Here is a 16,325-nt window from a genome sequence, read left to right as displayed (position 1 = left end):
ACATGTCCCGCGAAGCCTTCCTCGTTCGCGTGCGCGCGGCGCAACGCGTGGCACTGCGCGACGACGACCACCCGGCCGACGGCACCCGCGAGCCCTTCCCTCTGCCAGCCCTCCCTGTCTTCGAGACGCCCGCCGGAGACCGACACAAACGCTTCGGCCAGCAACTCGTCGCCATGGGCGGCAAGCTTGTGACACTGGACGACGCGCCGGCATTGACCCGGTGGCTTGCCGAACGCTTTCCCGGCGTCGCGCCGGTCACCGCGACGCCACAGGCCCGAAGCGCCGTGCCGCTCGACGCTGGGCGCGCGCCGGCGTCGTTGCACGACGTTGACGTCGGTGTGGTGCGCGCCCGCTTCGGTGTGGCCGAAACCGGCTCGGTCTGGCTCTCCGAGCAGGAGTACGGCGTGAATGCGCTCGGCTATCTCGTGCAACACCTCGTCGTGCTGCTCGATCCGCGCGACATTGTCGACGGCCTGCAGGACATCTACCGGCTGCCCGATTTCACATCGGCGCGGTATGCGGTGCTGGTGACGGGGCCTTCGGCCACCGCCGATATCGAAGGGGTGCTCATTCAGGGCGCGCAAGGCGTGCGCTCGCTCACCGTCGTGTTGCTGTCGCGAGACTGAATGCATCGGAATGCCACGCGAGCGCGCGACAGTTTGTCGCATGACGCGCTCGTGTCTCCCCGCGCTTGACGCGCATCAAGTACGCAAGCGCCCCCCGCTTCTACCATCGTCCGTGCTCACTCACGACTTTGGACAACATCATGAAGCACTCTCTCGGCGCCACGGCCATCGCCGCCGCGCTGCTCATCGGCGGCGCCATTTCCAGCACTTGCGCCAACGCGCAATCGTCGCAATCGTCACAAGGCGCCCCCGAAGCGCAGAAGACCTTCGGCTTCATCAAGGACAGCTCACAGGGCATCTACGCCGGCGACATCCTTGCGCGCGTGCGCGCCATCGGCATCATGCCGGACTCGCACGCGAGCGGCAGCGTGCTGCCGACGCTGGGCGTGACCGTCAACAATGCCATCGTGCCCGAACTCGACTTCACGTACATGATTCTCGACAACGTGGGCGTGGAGCTCATTCTCGGCATGTCGCGTCATCAGCTCACGTCGAGCCTCGGACATCTCGGGGGCGTGAACGTGCTGCCGCCCACGCTGCTGCTGCAATACCACTTCAACCATGCAGGCAAGATTCGGCCCTACGTCGGCGCTGGCGTCAACTACACCCGCTTCTGGAACAGTAGCCTGAATGCGGGCGGCACACCGATCTCGATCAAGAATCACAGCGTCGGTCCGGCACTGCAAGCCGGTGTGGACATCCAGATGACGAAGAACCTGTTCTTCAACGTCGACATCAAGAAGGTCTGGATGAAGACCGACACCTCGCTTGCCGGCGCCGATCTCGGCACCCTTCACATCGACCCGCTCATCGTGGGCGTTGGCATCGGCATGAAGTTCTGATTCCGGTGTGGAGCGCCACAGGTGCCTGGCGGACGGTGGCGCTCCTTTTTTTCGCGTGTGGCCGGGCTGCCGCGAGTCCGCGTCGGCGACGCCGTGGGCGACGCCGGGCGATGCGTCAAATTGTCGCGTCCTCCCTACATGAGAACGCAAAGCATTTACGTTGGCCGAAGACCCCGCCTACAATGCCTGGTTCCGTGAATCTCACGTCGTCACTCCCCCGGCCCAGGCATGCGCAAGCTCCGTCAGCATCGCGTCGCAATCGGGATCGCCTTGCTGGCGATCCTGCTGGCGGCGCTCATGCCTGCGATCGCGCAGTGGCGGGCGGCCATGCAGCAGGACCCGTTCGCGATCTACTGCACGGCGACAGGCACGCAGGCCTCGCTCGGAACGAACACCACAGCGCGCGCCAATGCGCAGCGAGAGCCCGCTCACGACGGCCACTCCGGACACGACGACGCACAAGCGCCGCCCACGCCGTCGCAAGCCGCTGAGCAACACAGCCTTCACGACGGCGCCGATCATTCGCTCGCGTCGGCCGACCACTGGGAGAAGTGCGGCTACTGCACGCTCTGGGCGCACCAGCCGCTCGTCACGACCGACGTTCTTACCCTCCCGCGCGCCGCTCAGGCCAACATCGACCCCGCCCCCCGGGTACGGGTACCGTACCACCCGCGCCCCCGCTTCCGCGCCGCCCTCGCGCGCGCACCGCCGCCCGGCGTCGCCTGATCCTTCCCGTGCCGGTCCCGACCGGTAACACTTGCCGAACGCGCCATGCCTGGCCGGTTCGTGCGTCTGCTCGCGCGCTGCGCGACGGCGCACGCCGTCGCCCGTCGCCGTGCATCTCTCACGATGCAACGAACGCCGTGCGTCCCCCGCACCCGGCACTGCACAAGACTTCGCACAATGCGCGTGCGGCCGTACACGTACATCAGGCGACCGCCCGATGCGGTCGCGAGAGAGAGAATTCCATGTCGCGTTCCCTGACGCAGAAGCCGTTGCAAACGGCCATCGCACTCGCCCTTGCCTCGCTGGGCGGTGCAGCACACGCACTGACGACCGGCCCCGAGGCCACATTACCCGTGACGGTGGTGACCGCCCCGCCCGAATCGCTCACTTCGCCGAGCGTGGACTTGCAAAAAGCCGATCTGTTCCAGACCGTCGGCGCCGTCGGTTTCGTCGACGCCGACTCGTACCAGAACACCTACGCCTTCAATCTGCGCGACATTCTCAAGCACAGCCCGGGCGTCTATGTGCAGAATCGATACGGGCAGGAGATACGCGTCTCGATTCGCGGCTCGGGGATCGCCCGCGGCTATCATGCTCGCGGACTCGAGATCCTGCAGGACGGTATTCCGACGAACGCCGCGGACGGCAGCGGCGACTACTACCAGATCGATCCGCTGGGCCTGCGCTCGACCGAGGTCTACAAGGGCGGCAACGGTCTGACCTACGGTGCGACCACGCTGGGCGGCGCACTCAACTTCGTCACGCCCACCGCCTACACGGCGGATGCGCCCAACCAGTTGCGCATCGATGGCGGCAGCTTCGGCACCATACGTGCGAGTGCGCAGATGTCACGCATCTTCGGCCCCCTCGATGCGCTCGCTACCGTGACCGTCAATCGCGCCGACGGCTATCGCGATCATGACAGGGGCAACTACGCCCAGATCAACGCCAACGTCGGATACAAGTTCTCGCCGCGCGTCGAGACCCGCTTCTTCTTCGGCGCCTACCTCGTCGACCAGAAGCTGCCGGGCACGCTGTCGCTGTTCGATGCCCTGAACCATCCGACGAAGGCGGCCGCATCGGCCGTCTCCGGCGATCAGGCACGCAACACTCGCACCGAACGCCTGGGCAACCTGACGACGGTTCGCTTTGCGACTGGCCAACTCGACGTCGCTTCGTGGGTGATCCACAAGAGCCTCTATCACCCGATCTTCCAGGTCATCGATCAGGACGGCTGGACGTATGGCGTGGCGCCTCGCTACACCGCCAACCTCACGCTCGCGGGCATGCGTAACGACCTGATCGTGGGCGCGCGCTTCTTCGGCGGCAACACCAGCGCCAACCAATACACGAACGTGAACGGCAATCGCGGCGCCCAGACGCTCGACGCCCGTCAGAGCGCGTACAACTACGAGGCCTACTTCGAGAACCGGTGGTTCTTCCTGCCGACGCTGGGCCTGATGGTAGGCGCCAAGGCCTTTCGGGACGTACGACAATACATCGACTACGGCGGTCTGGCCGGTGACCCCAACTACCGGTCGACGAGCGCCGCCTATTCGGGAGTGAATCCGAAGATCGGCTTGCTTTGGGAGCCCAGCAAGGACGTACAGGCATTCGTCGACGTCACCCGCAGTGCCGACGTCCCCGACTTCACCGACCTGTCGCAGACGTTCGGCGCCACTTCGCGCTTCGTACCGCTCGCCTCGCAGCATGCCTGGACGATCGAGGCCGGCACCCGCGGCAAGCTCGATCGCGTGGCATGGGATGTCACCGCCTATCGATCCCTGGTGCGCGATCAGTTGCTTCAGTACACCACGTCCGCCGACATTCCCGCGTCGACCTTCAACGCCAACAAGACCGTGCTCCAGGGTCTGGAGATCGGCGCGTCGGTCGACCTGTTCAGGAACCTCGCCGCCACCGGAGACCGCATCACGCTGTCACAACTCTGGAACTACAGCGACTTCCGCTTCCGGGACGATCCGCAATACGGCAACAATCGCATTGCCGGTGTTCCCACCCATGTGTTGCGCACGACACTCGGCTATGCCCTGTCGAACCGCTTCCAGGTCGCCGCATCGCTCGATTGGGTGCCGACCGGTGCATGGGTCGATTACGCCAACACCCTGCGCGTGCCTGCTTACACGCTGATCGGCTTGCAGGCATCGTATCTGGTGCAGCGCGGTGTCACCCTCTATGTCGACGCGCGCAACCTGACCGACAAACGCTACGTCACCGACTTCAGCACGGTGACCGACGCGCGCACCGCCAACACCGCCGTCTTCTATCCGGGAGACGGTCGCAGCGTATTCGCGGGCGTTCGGTTCGCGTTCTGACCGCAATCGACGGGCAGGTATCTCGCCCGTTTTGATGCGAGGCGCATCAGTCACGCGCCGCGCTGGTTCATGCCGGACCTGGCGCCTTCGCTGCGGCGCCAGGTGCGGGCGGCCGACGGCGCACTCGGGTCGTCGCGCCCCCGGGCCCTCGATTCGAGCGCTCAGAGCATGCGGCGCAACGTATCGTCCCGGCGGAAGTAGTGATGCCACAGCGCAGCCGCCGCGTGCAGCCCGATCACCCAATAGAACGCACTGCCGATCGTCTCGTGAATCTCCTTGATCGAGCGGCGCAGCGCGTCGTCCTGCCCGACAAATTGAGGCAACGCAATATCCAGTCCGGGAATCGTGAGCACGTCGCCTCCCGCGTTGAGCGCCAGATAGCCAAGCACCGGCTGCGCGAACATGAACAGATACAGCAGCAGATGCACGAGCGAGGACGACGCGCGAACCACCCATGCCTGCCCCGGCAACGCACCCGGCGATCCTTTGATCAGCCGCCACAGAAGACGCGGCACCGCCAGCGTGAGCGCCGCCAGGCCGGCCCATTCGTGGATCGTCATCGACAGCGCGCGCGGTGCGCTGCCCTTGGGCAAATACCCCTTTGTGATGACAGCTGCGTAGGCCACTACGATCAGCAGCGCCACCGCCCAGTGAAAGAAGATCGCCGGCGGCGCGTAGCGTCCCGAAGGCGACATCGAAGGTCCGGGGGAACGAAACTTGATCGCGTTATCCATTGACAGCTTCCTGTTTTGTGATGGGGCGCCTCATTATCCCTCGCGTTCTGTTACGCGAAAAGGTCGCAAACTGTCACATTTGTTACTCCAAGTTTCCATTCGATATTCGGACTCCTCCTTCCCCACCGCCTTTGTCCCGTATCGACAATACGGTGCACGCCCGCTCCCCGTCCCTCAAGCCGCCTTCGCCAAACCTCCTTGGCCGATGCACGCCGGGTCGGCCTTGAAGCCCCGCTCGGGGCTTCTTTTTTGTCCACGACGCAATCGATGGCACACCAGCCGTCGTCGCCGGGCCGATGCACACGGCATGCGCCGTCACTGAGCCGTCTCGCTGCAGAGCAACATTCGCCATGCGCATCGGTCGATCCAGCTTAACGCGAGGGCATTCGCAAAGGCCTGTGAACTATCCGAGAGAATCGCCGTACGAACGCAATAGCGGGCCTGTCCGATCCATGACCAGGACGAATCTGTCCCGAAAGGTAGGCGCATGCCGCGAAGTGTTGCGCGAAGCCCTCACTTCGCTGGTCATCGCTCGACTCGGGGGCCGATAATGGAAGCAAAAATCCAGGAGGACACATCATGCGAAGCATCTCTTTTCCCCAAGGCGACACCGTGCCGGTGCTCGGTCAGGGCACGTGGATGATGGGCGAGAAAGCGGAGCGGCGTCGCGAGGAAATCGCGGCGTTGCGTCTTGGCGTATCGCTCGGCATGACGCTCGTCGATACCGCAGAAATGTATGGCGAGGGTGCGACGGAAACGCTTGTCGGCGAGGCGCTCGACGGCCTTCGCGATCAGGTCTTCCTGGTGAGCAAGGTGTATCCCCACAATGCATCGCGACGCGGCGTGGTCGCTGCGTGCGAACGCAGCCTGAAGCGCCTTCGCACCGATCGGCTCGACCTTTATCTGCTGCATTGGCGCGGCGGCGAACCGTTCGAGGAAACCATCGCCGGCTTCGAGGCACTGCGCGAGGCCGGCAAGATCCGCCACTGGGGCGTAAGCAATCTCGACACCGACGACATGGACGAACTGTTTGCCACGCCCGGTGGCAATGCATGCGCCACCGATCAGGTGCTCTACAACCTGTCTCGACGCGGCCCCGAATACGATCTTGCGCCGTGGCTCGCGGAGCACGGTTTGCCGATGATGGCCTACTCTCCCATCGAGCAGGGACGATTGCCGACCAAAGGCGTGCTCGGCGACATCGCCAAAGCCCGTCACGTCGAACCGCTGCAGATCGCGTTGGCCTGGGTGCTGAGCCGCCCAGGCGTCATCGCCATTCCGAAGGCGGGCACGGAGGCGCACGTGCGGGCCAATCGCGCCGCTCACGATATCGTGCTCACCGAACAGGAGCTGGCGTTGCTCGACCATCATTTCGAGGCGCCCTCACGCAAGCGTCCGCTGGAGATGATCTGAGGCCATCCGGGAATTTTGAAGGCGCTCGGTCACACGCGCGCAACACAGTACACTAGGCGCTTTCGAATTCCGCAGGACGGCTTCATGAACGATTCACGTCCCGTCGTCGTCATCGGGGGCGGTCTGGTCGGCGTATGTACCGCCGCCTATCTACAACGCGCCGGGCATGCCGTGGTGATCGTCGATCGCCAGTCCGCACGCCAGGCGGCCTCGTTGGGCAACGCTGGCTGCATCAATGGGTCCTCGGTCGTGCCGATTGCCATGCCAGGCGTGCTTTGGCAGGTGCCGGGGTGGCTGATGCAACCGGACGGCCCGCTCGTGTTGCGTTGGTCCTATCTGCCTCGCATGGTCCCCTGGCTGATGCGCTTCGTGGCGGCGAGTCAGCCTGCCCGCGTCTCGGCGCAGGCCCGCGCACTTCGGGCACTGCTTGGCCCGGCGCTCGACGCCTACCAGCCGTTGCTCGACGATGCACAGGCCAACGATCTCGTCACGCGACGCGGTTATCTGATCGCCTATTCGAGCGAGCGCGGCATGCGCGGCGACGAGGGGAGCATGGCCCTGCGCCGCGAGAACGGCGTGCACATTGAAACCCTCGATGCCGCGGCGCTGCGCGAGTTCGAGCCAACGCTTTCGCATGAATTCGTCGGTGCCCGATATATCGGCGAGACCGGACATACGCTGGACCCCGGTGCCTTGCTGGCGCGGTTGACAGCGCAGGTGATCGCGCGCGGGGGACGCGTCGTCGACGCCAGCGCGACGGCGATCGAGACTAACGGCGCACACGCCGTTGCCGTGCATTCGGACGCGGGGCGCGAGGCGGCAGGCGCGGTCGTCGTGGCCGCGGGCGCATGGTCCGCGCCGTTCGCACGGCAGTTGGGGGACAGCATCGTCTTCGACACGGAGCGCGGCTACCACGTGGAGATCGCGTCGCCGCAGACGATGCCCTCGCGCCCGGTCATGTGGGCCGAGGGAAAGTTGTTCGCCACACCGATGAACGGGCGGCTTCGCGGCGCAGGAACGGTCGAATTAGCGGGACTGCAGGCGCCGCCGAACTGGCGACGCGCCGACCTGCTGCTCGGTCAGTTGCACAAGATGTTCCCCGGCGCCGTGGCGGGCGCCAAGCCTTCGCAATCGGTCGACGGGGCGCGTTGGCAGGGATTCCGGCCGAGCACGCCCGACTCGCTGCCGGTCGTCGGCGCCGCATCGAAAGTGCCGAACGCATTCTATGCCTTCGGACACGGACATGTGGGTCTGACCGCGGCGGCATCGACGGGTCGCACGATCGCCGCCCTGGTGTCGGGCGAACGTCCTGACATCGACCTTTCCCCGTTCTCCATCGGTCGCTTCCGATAGTCGGCAGCGCCCGGAGCCCCGGCCCCTCCCCGGACTCGCGCGATGTCAGTCCTTGCAGACGGCGGCCACGATATCGCACGAACGCAGCCGCAGTGCGGGGTCGTAGATGTCGGTCACGAGCATCAGCTCGTCGGCCTGCGTGCGCTCGACGAGATCCGACAACCCCGCCTTCACGCGCTCGGGCCCGCCAACCACCGCCACCCCGAGGAAGGCTTCCACCGAATGCTGCTCGGCCGGGTCCCAGCGCTCGTCCATGTCGGTTACCGGCGGCTGGAGCTTCAGGCTCTGACCGCGCATCAGCGCAAGAATCTTCTGCTGCGACGACGTGGCGAGGAACCTCGCTTCCTCGTCGGTCGGCGCGGCCACGACCGGCACGCCGACCATCACGTACGGCTTGTCGAGGACGACCGATGGCCGGAAAAGCTCGCGGTAAAGACGTATCGCATCGAACAGGAACCGCGGCGCGAAATGCGACGCAAAGGCGTAGGGCAAGCCCAGATGGGCGGCAAGCTGGGCCGAAAACAGCGACGAGCCCAGCAGCCAGACCGGAATGTCGCTGCCCGCGCCCGGCGTCGCCACCAGCCGCTGACCGGGTTGGGCCGGCGCCAGCAACGCGCGCAGCTCGGCAACCTGTTCAGGGAAGTCGTCGCCATTGGACAGCCGGTCTCGGCGCAATGCACGCATCGTCGCCTGATCCGCGCCAGGAGCGCGCCCCAGTCCCAGATCGATACGCCCGGGATACAACGCGGCCAGCGTGCCGAAATTCTCTGCCACGACGAGCGGCGGGTGATTCGGCAGCATCACACCCCCCGACCCGACACGAATGCGCGACGTCTTGTCCGCTATGTGCCCGATCAGCAGCGCGGTCGCGGAACTCGCAATACCGTCCATGTTGTGGTGCTCGGCCAGCCAGAAACGCGTGAAGCCGAGACGCTCGACGTGCTGCGCGAGCTCCGTGGATTGCTTCAGGGCCTCGGCCACCGTGCCACCGGCGCGCACCGGCACCAGATCCAGCATCGAGATGGCCGTCTTCGACAAACTGCTCATGGGGTTCTCCATTGGTCTGCGCGTCATGTCCGGGGCGATCCTCCGGCAGTCCGTCGGGCGGCCGGAACGACACTCCCGGGTGACGCGCACTGTCGCCACAAAGTATAGTGACGAAGGATCGAAACCCCCAGTAGGCACCTTTTCGTTAGATAGTCACCATTTGGTTACCATGAACAAACCCGAGCCGTTCGTCTTCGAAGAAACCTGCGTGCCGCGCCGCGTGCTGGAACTCTTCAGCGTGAAGTGGACGAGCATGGTCCTCTACGCGTTGCAGTGCGGCACCACCCGCACCGGCGAATTGCTGCGTCGGTTGCCCGGCATTTCCAAGAAGATGCTCACGCAGACGCTGCGCGAACTCGAGCGCGACGGGCTGATTCACCGCGAGGTCTACGCCGTGGTGCCCCCCAAGGTCGAGTATTCGCTCACGCCGCTAGGAGAGTTGTTCATCGAACCGATCGAAATGCTTTACCGCTGGGGCAACAAGCACGCCGACGTGCTCGCTCAACTGAGCCTGCGACGAGGCAAGCCGTCACAGACCGCCGATCAGGAGAATCGCGGCGATCGCTCGGCACGGTTGCCGATTTCTTCCTAATCTGAGACAGTGGTTATGTTGCAGCGCAACCTGCGTACCGCCTGCAACCTTACTCTCGTAACGCCCCCCGCGGCCGGCCCCTGCCGGTGCCGCGTCGCATCGCCGAGGGATCATGCCACGCACTCAACGCAATCCACGCCGGCCACGTGCCAGTGCTGCCAGTCGTACGGCTGGCGACGCCCCTGCCACCGCCAGTCGGGCCGCGCCCGGCACCCTGCCCGTCGATCTTGCGCTGCAAGGGGGCGGCGCCCATGGCGCTTTCACATGGGGCGTACTGGACCGGCTGCTCGAAGCCATGGCCAGCGGCGGCCCGTTTCACATCGAAGGCATCTCGGGCACATCCGCGGGTGCCATGAACGCGGCGGTGCTCGCTACCGGTTACGCGCATGGCGGCCCGGAGGGCGCACGTAGCGCGCTCGAGCAATTCTGGCGTGACGTCGCGCATGCGGGGCGATTCAGTCCCTTGCGCCGCACGCCGCTCGACATCGTGCTCGGGCGGTGGTCGCTCGATAACTCCCCGTTCTTCATGTTCTTCGATCTGGCCGCACGGGTCGTCTCGCCGTACGACCTCGCCCCGCTCGAATTCAACCCGCTGCGGCGCCTGCTCGCCGATCACATCGACTTCGACGGCATCGCTGCCTGCCCGATCCAATTGTTCATCACCGCGACCAATGTGAGAACCGGGCGCGGTCGTGTCTTCCGAAATGCCGAGATGACGGCGGACGTGTTGCTGGCATCGGCTTGCCTGCCCATGCTGTACCACGCCATCGAGATCGACGGCGAACCCTATTGGGACGGTGGTTACGCGGGCAATCCGACGATCACGCCGCTGATTCGTGAAACGTCGTCGTGCGACACGATTCTCGTGCAGGTCAATCCGGTGGAACGCACGGAAGTTCCCCGTTCGGCCCGCGAGATCCTCAACCGCGTCAACGAAGTCTCGTTCAACGCCACGCTCCTCAAGGAGTTGCGCATGATCTCGGTGCTGCGCCAGGTCGTGGACGCGGGCAGCAGCGAAGGCCGGCGCTGGGCGCAGATGCGCATGCACCGCATCGCCAGCGACATGATGACCACGCTGGGCTACTCATCGAAGCTCTCGGCCGAATGGGATTTCCTCGCGATGCTGCGCGACGAGGGCCGACGCTGCGCCGAGCACTTCCTGCGAACGCATGGTGCCGATCTCGGTCGGCGCGCGTCGTTCGATCTCGACCCGCTTCAGGAGACGATCTGAATGGAGCTTGCCGGCATCCTGATCGGTCTTGGGCTGCTCGTCTGGCTGGCATACCGCGGCTGGAGCGTGCTGTTGCTCGCCCCCGCGGCCGCCATGCTCGCCGCCGCGCTTTCCGGCGAGCCGATGCTTGCGCACTGGACACACACCTTCATGCAGAACGCCGCGCGCTTCGTCGCGCAGTTCTTCCCGCTGTTCCTGCTCGGCGCGCTGTTCGGCAAGCTGATGGAAGACAGCGGATCGGTGCGTGCGATCGCCGCGTTTCTCACCGACAAACTCCGCGCACGCCGGGCGATGTTCGCGGTGGTGCTTGGCGGCGCGCTCGTCACCTACGGCGGCGTCAGCCTGTTCGTGGCGTTTTTCGTGCTCGCACCGATGGCGCACGCACTGTTTCGCGAAGCGGACATCCCCGTGCGCCTGATGCCGGCCGCGATCGCGCTGGGGACTTCAACCTTCACGATGTCCGCCCTGCCCGGCACGCCGTCCATCCAGAACGCCATTCCCATGCCCTTTTTCGGCACCACGCCGTTCGCCGCTCCGGGCCTCGGGCTGATGGCCTCCGCCATCATGCTCGGGGCGGGACTGTGGTGGCTGTCGTGGCGCGAGGCGCAGGCGCGCCGCGCCGGACATGGTTACGCGGAGCACGAAGTCTGGGACAAGGCCGCCGACCCGACAGTCGTTCGCGAGCGCGCCAGCGTCGCGCGGGAATTCGATCCGGCGGAAATCGAACAAGGTCATCGCAGCAGTGAGTTGCCGGGCATTCTCACGGCCGCGTTGCCGCTGCTCGTCGTGATCGGTGGCAACTTCGTGATGAACGTGATCGTCTTCCCCCGGCTCGACGCGAGTTCTCTTGCCGAACCGAGATGGGGCGGCATGACGCTGCAAAGCGTGGCGGGCGTGTGGGGCGTATGCATCGCGCTGGCCAGCGCGATCGTCGTGCTCATCGCGCTGCAATGGCGGCGCCTGCCCGCCCTGCGCAAGACCATGGACGCCGGCGCCAACGCGTCGGTTCTGCCGATCATGTGTACGGCCAGTCTCGTGGGTTATGGCGGTGTGATCGCGGCCCTGCCGGGCTTCGAAGTCGTGCGTGACTGGGTGTTGTCGATCGACGGCGGACCGCTCGTCTCGCTGGCCCTGTCCGCGAATCTGCTCGCGGCCATCACCGGCTCGGCCTCGGGCGGCCTGACCATCGCGCTCGACGCACTCGGCCCCGCCTACGTGAGCCTCGCCGCGCAGCACGGCATCGATCCGGCACTGATGCACCGTGTGGCGGTGATCGCATCGGGCACGCTCGATAGCCTGCCGCACAACGGCGCCGTCGTGACCCTGCTCGCCGTGTGCGGCAGCACGCATCGGGAGAGCTATCTCGACATCGTCATGGCGAGTATCGTCAGCGCGCTGATTGCGCTCGTGGCCGTCATCGTCGTCGGCTCGCTGGTCGGCACCTTCTAGCGCGCCGCGCCCGTGCGCCCTGCCCCGGAAGCCGCACAGGCCGTCGATCTTGCGATCCGCCGGCCCGTGCTCTCGTGTCCGGGGCCGCCGACCGCGTCGGCGGCAACGTCCCGCGTCGATCAACGATCGAGCAGGCGACCCAAACGCATCATCGTGACATTCACGCCAAGGTGGCGCATCGACGGCTGCACGATAACGCAGTTGTCGTAAGGCGTGACGATGACCTCGTCGCCGTCGCGGGCGATCTCGGTGCCCGCCTTCTCGATGACTTCCAGTCCCGTGAACGGTTGCGAGAAGCGGAAATCCATCGAACGGGCCACGACCGGCTGCGTAATCTCGACGAACTTCTGCCGGGCGGGCGGCGTCTGCGTCAGGAACCGTGCGACGTCGGCCTGCGCGACCACGCCCGCATGCAGCAGGAAGCGCGCGGCGCTGTCGAGCGCCACGTCGCGCGCGCTTGCGGCGAAATGCTGTCCCGTCTCGATGAGCAGGGCGTTCTTCGGGCTGGCCGCGTCGCCGAAGCCGCCGTAGTCGCGCATACGCGTGCCGTTCGCGTGGCCCTTGTCGATGATGACGTGTTCGGGCGTGCCGAGTTCGGCCGCGAGTGCAACGGCCTTTTCCAGCGGGCCGGTCATCATCAGCGGCGCCGACGCTTCGTGCATCGAGTGGATGTCGAGCAGCAGATCCACCGTGTCGATGAACGGACGCATCGCGCGCGCGCGCGTCAGCTCGCGGCTCTGGCGCTCGCCGTCGAGCGTCGAGGGCGTCCATACGCGATTCATGTCCTCGTCGAGAAAGCGCGTGGCATCGGCATTCTCCGCACTGAACTGCTCATAGGCGCCGACGTTGCCGAAGCCCAGCGACAGGCGGCCCGAGGTGGGACGCAGTCCGGCGGCGAGCAGCGTGTCGACAGCGATGGCGCCGCTCACTTCGTTGCCATGCGTGAGGGCGAGAATCATCACGTGCTTGCCGGGCTTGCCGCTGTCGAACGTGTGCAGGTAGTCGACGCCGGTGTTGCCTTCGCGCCAGCGGGCGATATCCGGGAACGGGACTTCGATGGGGTACGCCGGCAGGGCGGCGCGAATCGCTTCGAGCGTGGTCATGAGTAGTGCTCCGCAAGGGTGCCGAAAAAGACGACGACGTTACCGTGAGAACGGCGCACGTCGTCTTTGCGGCGGGAAACAGAACCGCGGTGAAATCCTGGTGCCTGGACTGGCCTCGTGCAGGATCGTCCGCGGGCGATCAGGCTTTCGAGGCGCGCGCACCGCCGTGCGTGACGCCCGCGATCTTGCCCGCCCGAACGCGGCGACCCAGCGAGATCACGGCGGCGATGCTCAGTACGGCAGTGGCCATCACGTAGAAGCTCGGCGCGAGCTTGTTGTGGGTGGCGTCGATCAGCCAGGTCACGATGAGCGGCGCGAAGCCACCGAAGAGCGTCACCGAGAAGTTGTACGACAGGGCGAGGCCGGTGCCGCGCGTACTCGTCGGGAAGATGTCGGCGAGCAGTGCCGGCAGCGGCGCGAGACTCACGGCGATGAGCAGACCGACCAGCGCCTGCACCATGAGCAGCGTCTGGAACGTGGGGTACTTGTTGAGCAACACGAACAACGGGTAGGTCGTCGCGCCCACGAGGATCAGGGCCCAGAGCATCACGCGAATGCGGCCGAAGCGATCCGAGAGGTGTCCGACCACGGGCGCGGCGATCATCAGCATCACGCCGGTGACCACGGCGCCGATGAACGACGACGTGGCCGGAATGTGCAGTTGCTTGACCGCGTACGTCGGCATGTAAAGCTTGTGAACGTAGTTGAACGCCGTGGCGGCGGCCACGACGCCGGCGCCGAGCAGCATGTTCGCGCGGTCGCGGCCGAAGACCTCGCGCAGCGGCGACGTCTCGCGTTGCTTCTCGCCCAGCTTCTTGAAGTCGGCGGTCTCGTCGATGTTGCGGCGGATGTAGAGACCGACCGGACCGATGAGCAGACCGACGGCAAACGCGACGCGCCAGCCCCACGCGCTCAATTGGTCGGCGCTCAACAGCAGGCTCAGCAGCGCGGAGACTCCGGCTGCGAGCACCGTGGCGAGACCCTGGGTGGACATCTGCCAGCTCGCGAAAAAGCCGCGCCGCTTGGCGTCGGCGTGCTCGACCATGAAAGCTGTGGCGGCGCCGAACTCACCGCCCGTGGAAAATCCCTGCAGCATGCGCGCGACGATGATCATGAGCGGCGAGGCAATGCCGATCTGCTCATAGGTCGGTGCGAACGCGATCATGGCGGTGCCTAGCATCATCAGGCCGATGGACACGGTGAGCGACGCCTTGCGGCCGGCGCGGTCGGCGTAGCTGCCGAGAATGATCGAGCCGAGCGGGCGGGTGACGAACGAGATACCGAAAGTGCCGACGGCCAGCAGCAGCGACGTCGTGGCATCGTGCGCCGGGAAGAACAACTGACCGATCACGATGGCGAAGTAGCCGTAGATCAGCAGATCGTAGAACTCGAGTGCGTTGCCGATGCTCGCGGCGCAGATCTCGCGCCACGGGTTGTGGGGTTGGGTGTTGCCTGTCATGCCCTGCTCCTCTGGATTACTGCTGGCGTTGGAAATGTCTGGCGGTCGCGCGGCACGCACTCGATGCGCGCCCCGGACCCCCTGCCAGTCTCAGGAAGCGGAGTGTAGGCGGCAGAAATTCTGGCTCCGTGCCGTTTCGGCACGCAGAAGTGCTGATTGGAGCGATGGGGCCGCGCCTCGAACCGAAGCCCATCGGTAGAATGAATGCACGTTCACTCCGGCCATTTTCCCGACACTTATGCGCCACGCCCTCGCCGCCGCCCTGTTGTGCCTGCCGTTGCTCGCCCATGCCGATTGCAAGGATCGCCTGACCGGTTGGGCGAAGACGCTCCAGCCCGGCCGCACGCTCGACACCGACTTCGCCACCTGCAAGGTCTGGCCCGCGAACCCCGCCTGGACGCTCGCCGTGCTCCCCTTGCCGCAACCCGGCGGCACCGACGAGGACCGGGTCTATGACGTGGAAGTGCTCGTCGCCGATAGCCAGAGCGGCAAGATCGTCGCGCATCGTTTCGAGAAGGCCGCCATCACGTCGGATGCCATCGTGCTGCGCGGACTCGCGCTCGATACGGCAGCGTGGCGCCTGACACCTCAAGTCACTGCGTTTGGCACACGCACGACGCTTGAAGGATCGTCGCGCGTGAATCCCTTCTCGCAAACGACGCTCAGCCTGTATGTCGTCGACGGCGCCACGCTGCGCAAGGTCGTCGACGGGCTGGCCACGCAGTCGAGCGGCGGCGAATGGGACGGCAACTGCGCGGGAAGCTTCACCGACACCTCGCGCATCGTTTCCGTCGGCGCGCCGGGAAAGGATGGCTACGCCAGCCTCGTCGTCAGCGAAAAGACCACCACCACCACGAACAAGCCGACTCGCAACGACTGCGCGAGCAAGGAGCGCACCTCGAGAGGCGCAAACGTCACCCTTGAATACGACGGCGCCCGCTACGCATTACCGAAGGCGCTGGCAGGGCAATGATGCGCCAGGGCGGGTTCGGGTGCGGCATATGGCCGCAGGCGAAGGCGATGTCACGCCCCCTACCGCCCCGAACGCCCCGACCGCATTGAGGTCCGGTGCGCCGCGCATGAATATGCTCGCCGCCCATCCCCTATCCCGCCCTTCGGAATTCGACCGACCCTGCTTATACTGCGAATAATTATCGTTCGCGTTATATCCGTATCATGCAGTTGTCGGCGTTGAAGAAGGGCAGTACCGCGACCGTGGATTCGGTCGTCGATCAGATGCAACCCGATGCCATCGCGCATCGCTTGCGCGAGTTGGGTTTCGTGGCCGGCGAACCGGTGCGCGTGGTTGCGCTGGCGCCTTGGGGCGGCAACCCGATGGTCGTGCAGGTCGGCGCGACGCGCTTCGCACTGCGCCGCGACGAAGCGGCGCGCGTTCAGGTCCGGCTGGGGTGAACCG

General features: G+C 65.7%; 15 protein-coding genes. 11 read left to right on the top strand and 4 right to left on the bottom strand.

Translation table 11 applies throughout. From position 1 onward, the window contains the following. The first annotated feature begins 2 nt into the window (after positions 1-2). The 4 genes from W930_RS0112480 to W930_RS0112465 all read left to right on the top strand — a co-directional run bounded on the left by W930_RS0112480 (position 3) and on the right by W930_RS0112465 (position 4,527). Positions 3-626 (top strand): LUD domain-containing protein, encoded by a 624-nt coding sequence (locus W930_RS0112480; RefSeq protein ID WP_036641364.1) that lies wholly within the window; start codon positions 3-5, stop codon positions 624-626. 140 nt (positions 627-766) lie between these two features. Next, a complete protein-coding gene (locus tag W930_RS0112475) occupies positions 767-1,468 on the top strand; it encodes an OmpW family protein (protein WP_023597641.1) in 702 nt (233 codons plus the stop codon). 228 nt (positions 1,469-1,696) lie between these two features. After that, positions 1,697-2,194 carry a DUF2946 family protein gene (locus W930_RS0112470; RefSeq protein WP_023873060.1) on the top strand — a complete coding sequence of 166 codons (498 nt, stop codon included), beginning with the start codon at positions 1,697-1,699 and terminating at the stop codon, positions 2,192-2,194. 242 nt (positions 2,195-2,436) lie between these two features. Next, positions 2,437-4,527 carry a TonB-dependent receptor domain-containing protein gene (locus W930_RS0112465; RefSeq protein ID WP_023873059.1) on the top strand — a complete coding sequence of 697 codons (2,091 nt, stop codon included), beginning with the start codon at positions 2,437-2,439 and terminating at the stop codon, positions 4,525-4,527. Positions 4,528-4,688: 161 nt separating this feature from the next. On the opposite strand, the gene W930_RS0112460 is transcribed toward W930_RS0112465, so the two are convergent. After that, entirely contained in the window at positions 4,689-5,261 is a 573-nt protein-coding gene (locus W930_RS0112460) for a cytochrome b (RefSeq protein ID WP_023873058.1), read from the bottom strand. Positions 5,262-5,840: 579 nt separating this feature from the next. On the opposite strand from W930_RS0112460, the gene W930_RS0112455 reads away from it, so the two are divergent. After that, on the top strand, positions 5,841-6,674 hold the full coding sequence (locus W930_RS0112455; RefSeq protein ID WP_023873056.1) for an aldo/keto reductase: 834 nt from the start codon (positions 5,841-5,843) through the stop codon (positions 6,672-6,674). 84 nt (positions 6,675-6,758) lie between these two features. Next, positions 6,759-8,027, top strand: a complete 1,269-nt coding sequence (locus W930_RS0112450; RefSeq protein WP_023873055.1) for an FAD-binding oxidoreductase — start codon at positions 6,759-6,761, stop codon at positions 8,025-8,027. 45 nt (positions 8,028-8,072) lie between these two features. Here the strand turns inward: W930_RS0112450 and W930_RS0112445 are convergent, their stop codons facing one another. Beyond that, the gene (locus W930_RS0112445; RefSeq protein WP_023873054.1) at positions 8,073-9,074 is read right to left on the bottom strand and encodes an LLM class flavin-dependent oxidoreductase; all 1,002 of its coding nucleotides are present in this window, start codon (positions 9,072-9,074) and stop codon (positions 8,073-8,075) included. Positions 9,075-9,243: 169 nt separating this feature from the next. Between W930_RS0112445 and W930_RS0112440 the strand changes: the two genes are divergently transcribed. The 3 genes from W930_RS0112440 to W930_RS30675 all read left to right on the top strand — a co-directional run bounded on the left by W930_RS0112440 (position 9,244) and on the right by W930_RS30675 (position 12,346). Continuing rightward, complete coding sequence (locus W930_RS0112440) at positions 9,244-9,666, top strand: helix-turn-helix domain-containing protein (protein WP_023873053.1); 423 nt, start codon at positions 9,244-9,246, stop codon at positions 9,664-9,666. Positions 9,667-9,778: 112 nt separating this feature from the next. Continuing rightward, entirely contained in the window at positions 9,779-10,897 is a 1,119-nt protein-coding gene (locus tag W930_RS30680) for a patatin-like phospholipase family protein (protein ID WP_024788502.1), read from the top strand. After that, positions 10,898-12,346: a GntP family permease gene (locus tag W930_RS30675; RefSeq protein WP_023873051.1), complete on the top strand. Its 1,449-nt coding sequence runs from the start codon at positions 10,898-10,900 to the stop codon at positions 12,344-12,346. It abuts the gene before it with no gap. Positions 12,347-12,465: 119 nt separating this feature from the next. Here W930_RS30675 and W930_RS0112425 read toward each other — a convergent pair whose 3' ends face one another. Together W930_RS0112425 and W930_RS0112420 are read right to left on the bottom strand one after the other, a co-directional pair. After that, positions 12,466-13,449, bottom strand: a complete 984-nt coding sequence (locus W930_RS0112425; RefSeq protein ID WP_023597650.1) for a M14 family metallopeptidase — start codon at positions 13,447-13,449, stop codon at positions 12,466-12,468. 139 nt (positions 13,450-13,588) lie between these two features. Further along, a complete protein-coding gene (locus W930_RS0112420) occupies positions 13,589-14,908 on the bottom strand; it encodes an MFS transporter (RefSeq protein WP_023597651.1) in 1,320 nt (439 codons plus the stop codon). A gap of 238 nt (positions 14,909-15,146) precedes the next feature. Here W930_RS0112420 and W930_RS0112415 point away from each other — a divergent pair, with 238 nt between their 5' ends. Together W930_RS0112415 and W930_RS0112410 are read left to right on the top strand one after the other, a co-directional pair. Next, positions 15,147-15,881, top strand: a complete 735-nt coding sequence (locus W930_RS0112415; RefSeq protein WP_023597652.1) for a hypothetical protein — start codon at positions 15,147-15,149, stop codon at positions 15,879-15,881. 203 nt (positions 15,882-16,084) lie between these two features. After that, positions 16,085-16,321, top strand: a complete 237-nt coding sequence (locus W930_RS0112410) for a FeoA family protein (protein WP_023597653.1) — start codon at positions 16,085-16,087, stop codon at positions 16,319-16,321. The last annotated feature ends 4 nt before the right edge of the window (positions 16,322-16,325 follow it).

Origin of the sequence: Pandoraea sp. E26, from assembly GCF_000681415.1 — a bacterium.
GTDB classification, from domain to species: Bacteria; Pseudomonadota; Gammaproteobacteria; order Burkholderiales; family Burkholderiaceae; genus Pandoraea; species Pandoraea pnomenusa.
This window is presented reverse-complemented; position numbering and strand designations above follow the sequence as displayed.

Excerpts from the sequence above, each read along its gene's own strand:
- W930_RS0112480 (WP_036641364.1), top strand. The coding sequence starts at position 3 with ATGTCCCGCGAAGCCTTCCTCGTTCGCGTGCGCGCGGCGCAACGCGTG.
- W930_RS0112475 (WP_023597641.1), top strand. The coding sequence starts at position 767 with ATGAAGCACTCTCTCGGCGCCACGGCCATCGCCGCCGCGCTGCTCATC.
- W930_RS0112470 (WP_023873060.1), top strand. The coding sequence starts at position 1,697 with ATGCGCAAGCTCCGTCAGCATCGCGTCGCAATCGGGATCGCCTTGCTG.
- W930_RS0112465 (WP_023873059.1), top strand. The coding sequence starts at position 2,437 with ATGTCGCGTTCCCTGACGCAGAAGCCGTTGCAAACGGCCATCGCACTC.
- W930_RS0112460 (WP_023873058.1), bottom strand. The coding sequence starts at position 5,261 with ATGGATAACGCGATCAAGTTTCGTTCCCCCGGACCTTCGATGTCGCCT.
- W930_RS0112455 (WP_023873056.1), top strand. The coding sequence starts at position 5,841 with ATGCGAAGCATCTCTTTTCCCCAAGGCGACACCGTGCCGGTGCTCGGT.
- W930_RS0112450 (WP_023873055.1), top strand. The coding sequence starts at position 6,759 with ATGAACGATTCACGTCCCGTCGTCGTCATCGGGGGCGGTCTGGTCGGC.
- W930_RS0112445 (WP_023873054.1), bottom strand. The coding sequence starts at position 9,074 with ATGAGCAGTTTGTCGAAGACGGCCATCTCGATGCTGGATCTGGTGCCG.
- W930_RS0112440 (WP_023873053.1), top strand. The coding sequence starts at position 9,244 with ATGAACAAACCCGAGCCGTTCGTCTTCGAAGAAACCTGCGTGCCGCGC.
- W930_RS30680 (WP_024788502.1), top strand. The coding sequence starts at position 9,779 with ATGCCACGCACTCAACGCAATCCACGCCGGCCACGTGCCAGTGCTGCC.
- W930_RS30675 (WP_023873051.1), top strand. The coding sequence starts at position 10,898 with ATGGAGCTTGCCGGCATCCTGATCGGTCTTGGGCTGCTCGTCTGGCTG.
- W930_RS0112425 (WP_023597650.1), bottom strand. The coding sequence starts at position 13,449 with ATGACCACGCTCGAAGCGATTCGCGCCGCCCTGCCGGCGTACCCCATC.
- W930_RS0112420 (WP_023597651.1), bottom strand. The coding sequence starts at position 14,908 with ATGACAGGCAACACCCAACCCCACAACCCGTGGCGCGAGATCTGCGCC.
- W930_RS0112415 (WP_023597652.1), top strand. The coding sequence starts at position 15,147 with ATGCGCCACGCCCTCGCCGCCGCCCTGTTGTGCCTGCCGTTGCTCGCC.
- W930_RS0112410 (WP_023597653.1), top strand. The coding sequence starts at position 16,085 with ATGCAGTTGTCGGCGTTGAAGAAGGGCAGTACCGCGACCGTGGATTCG.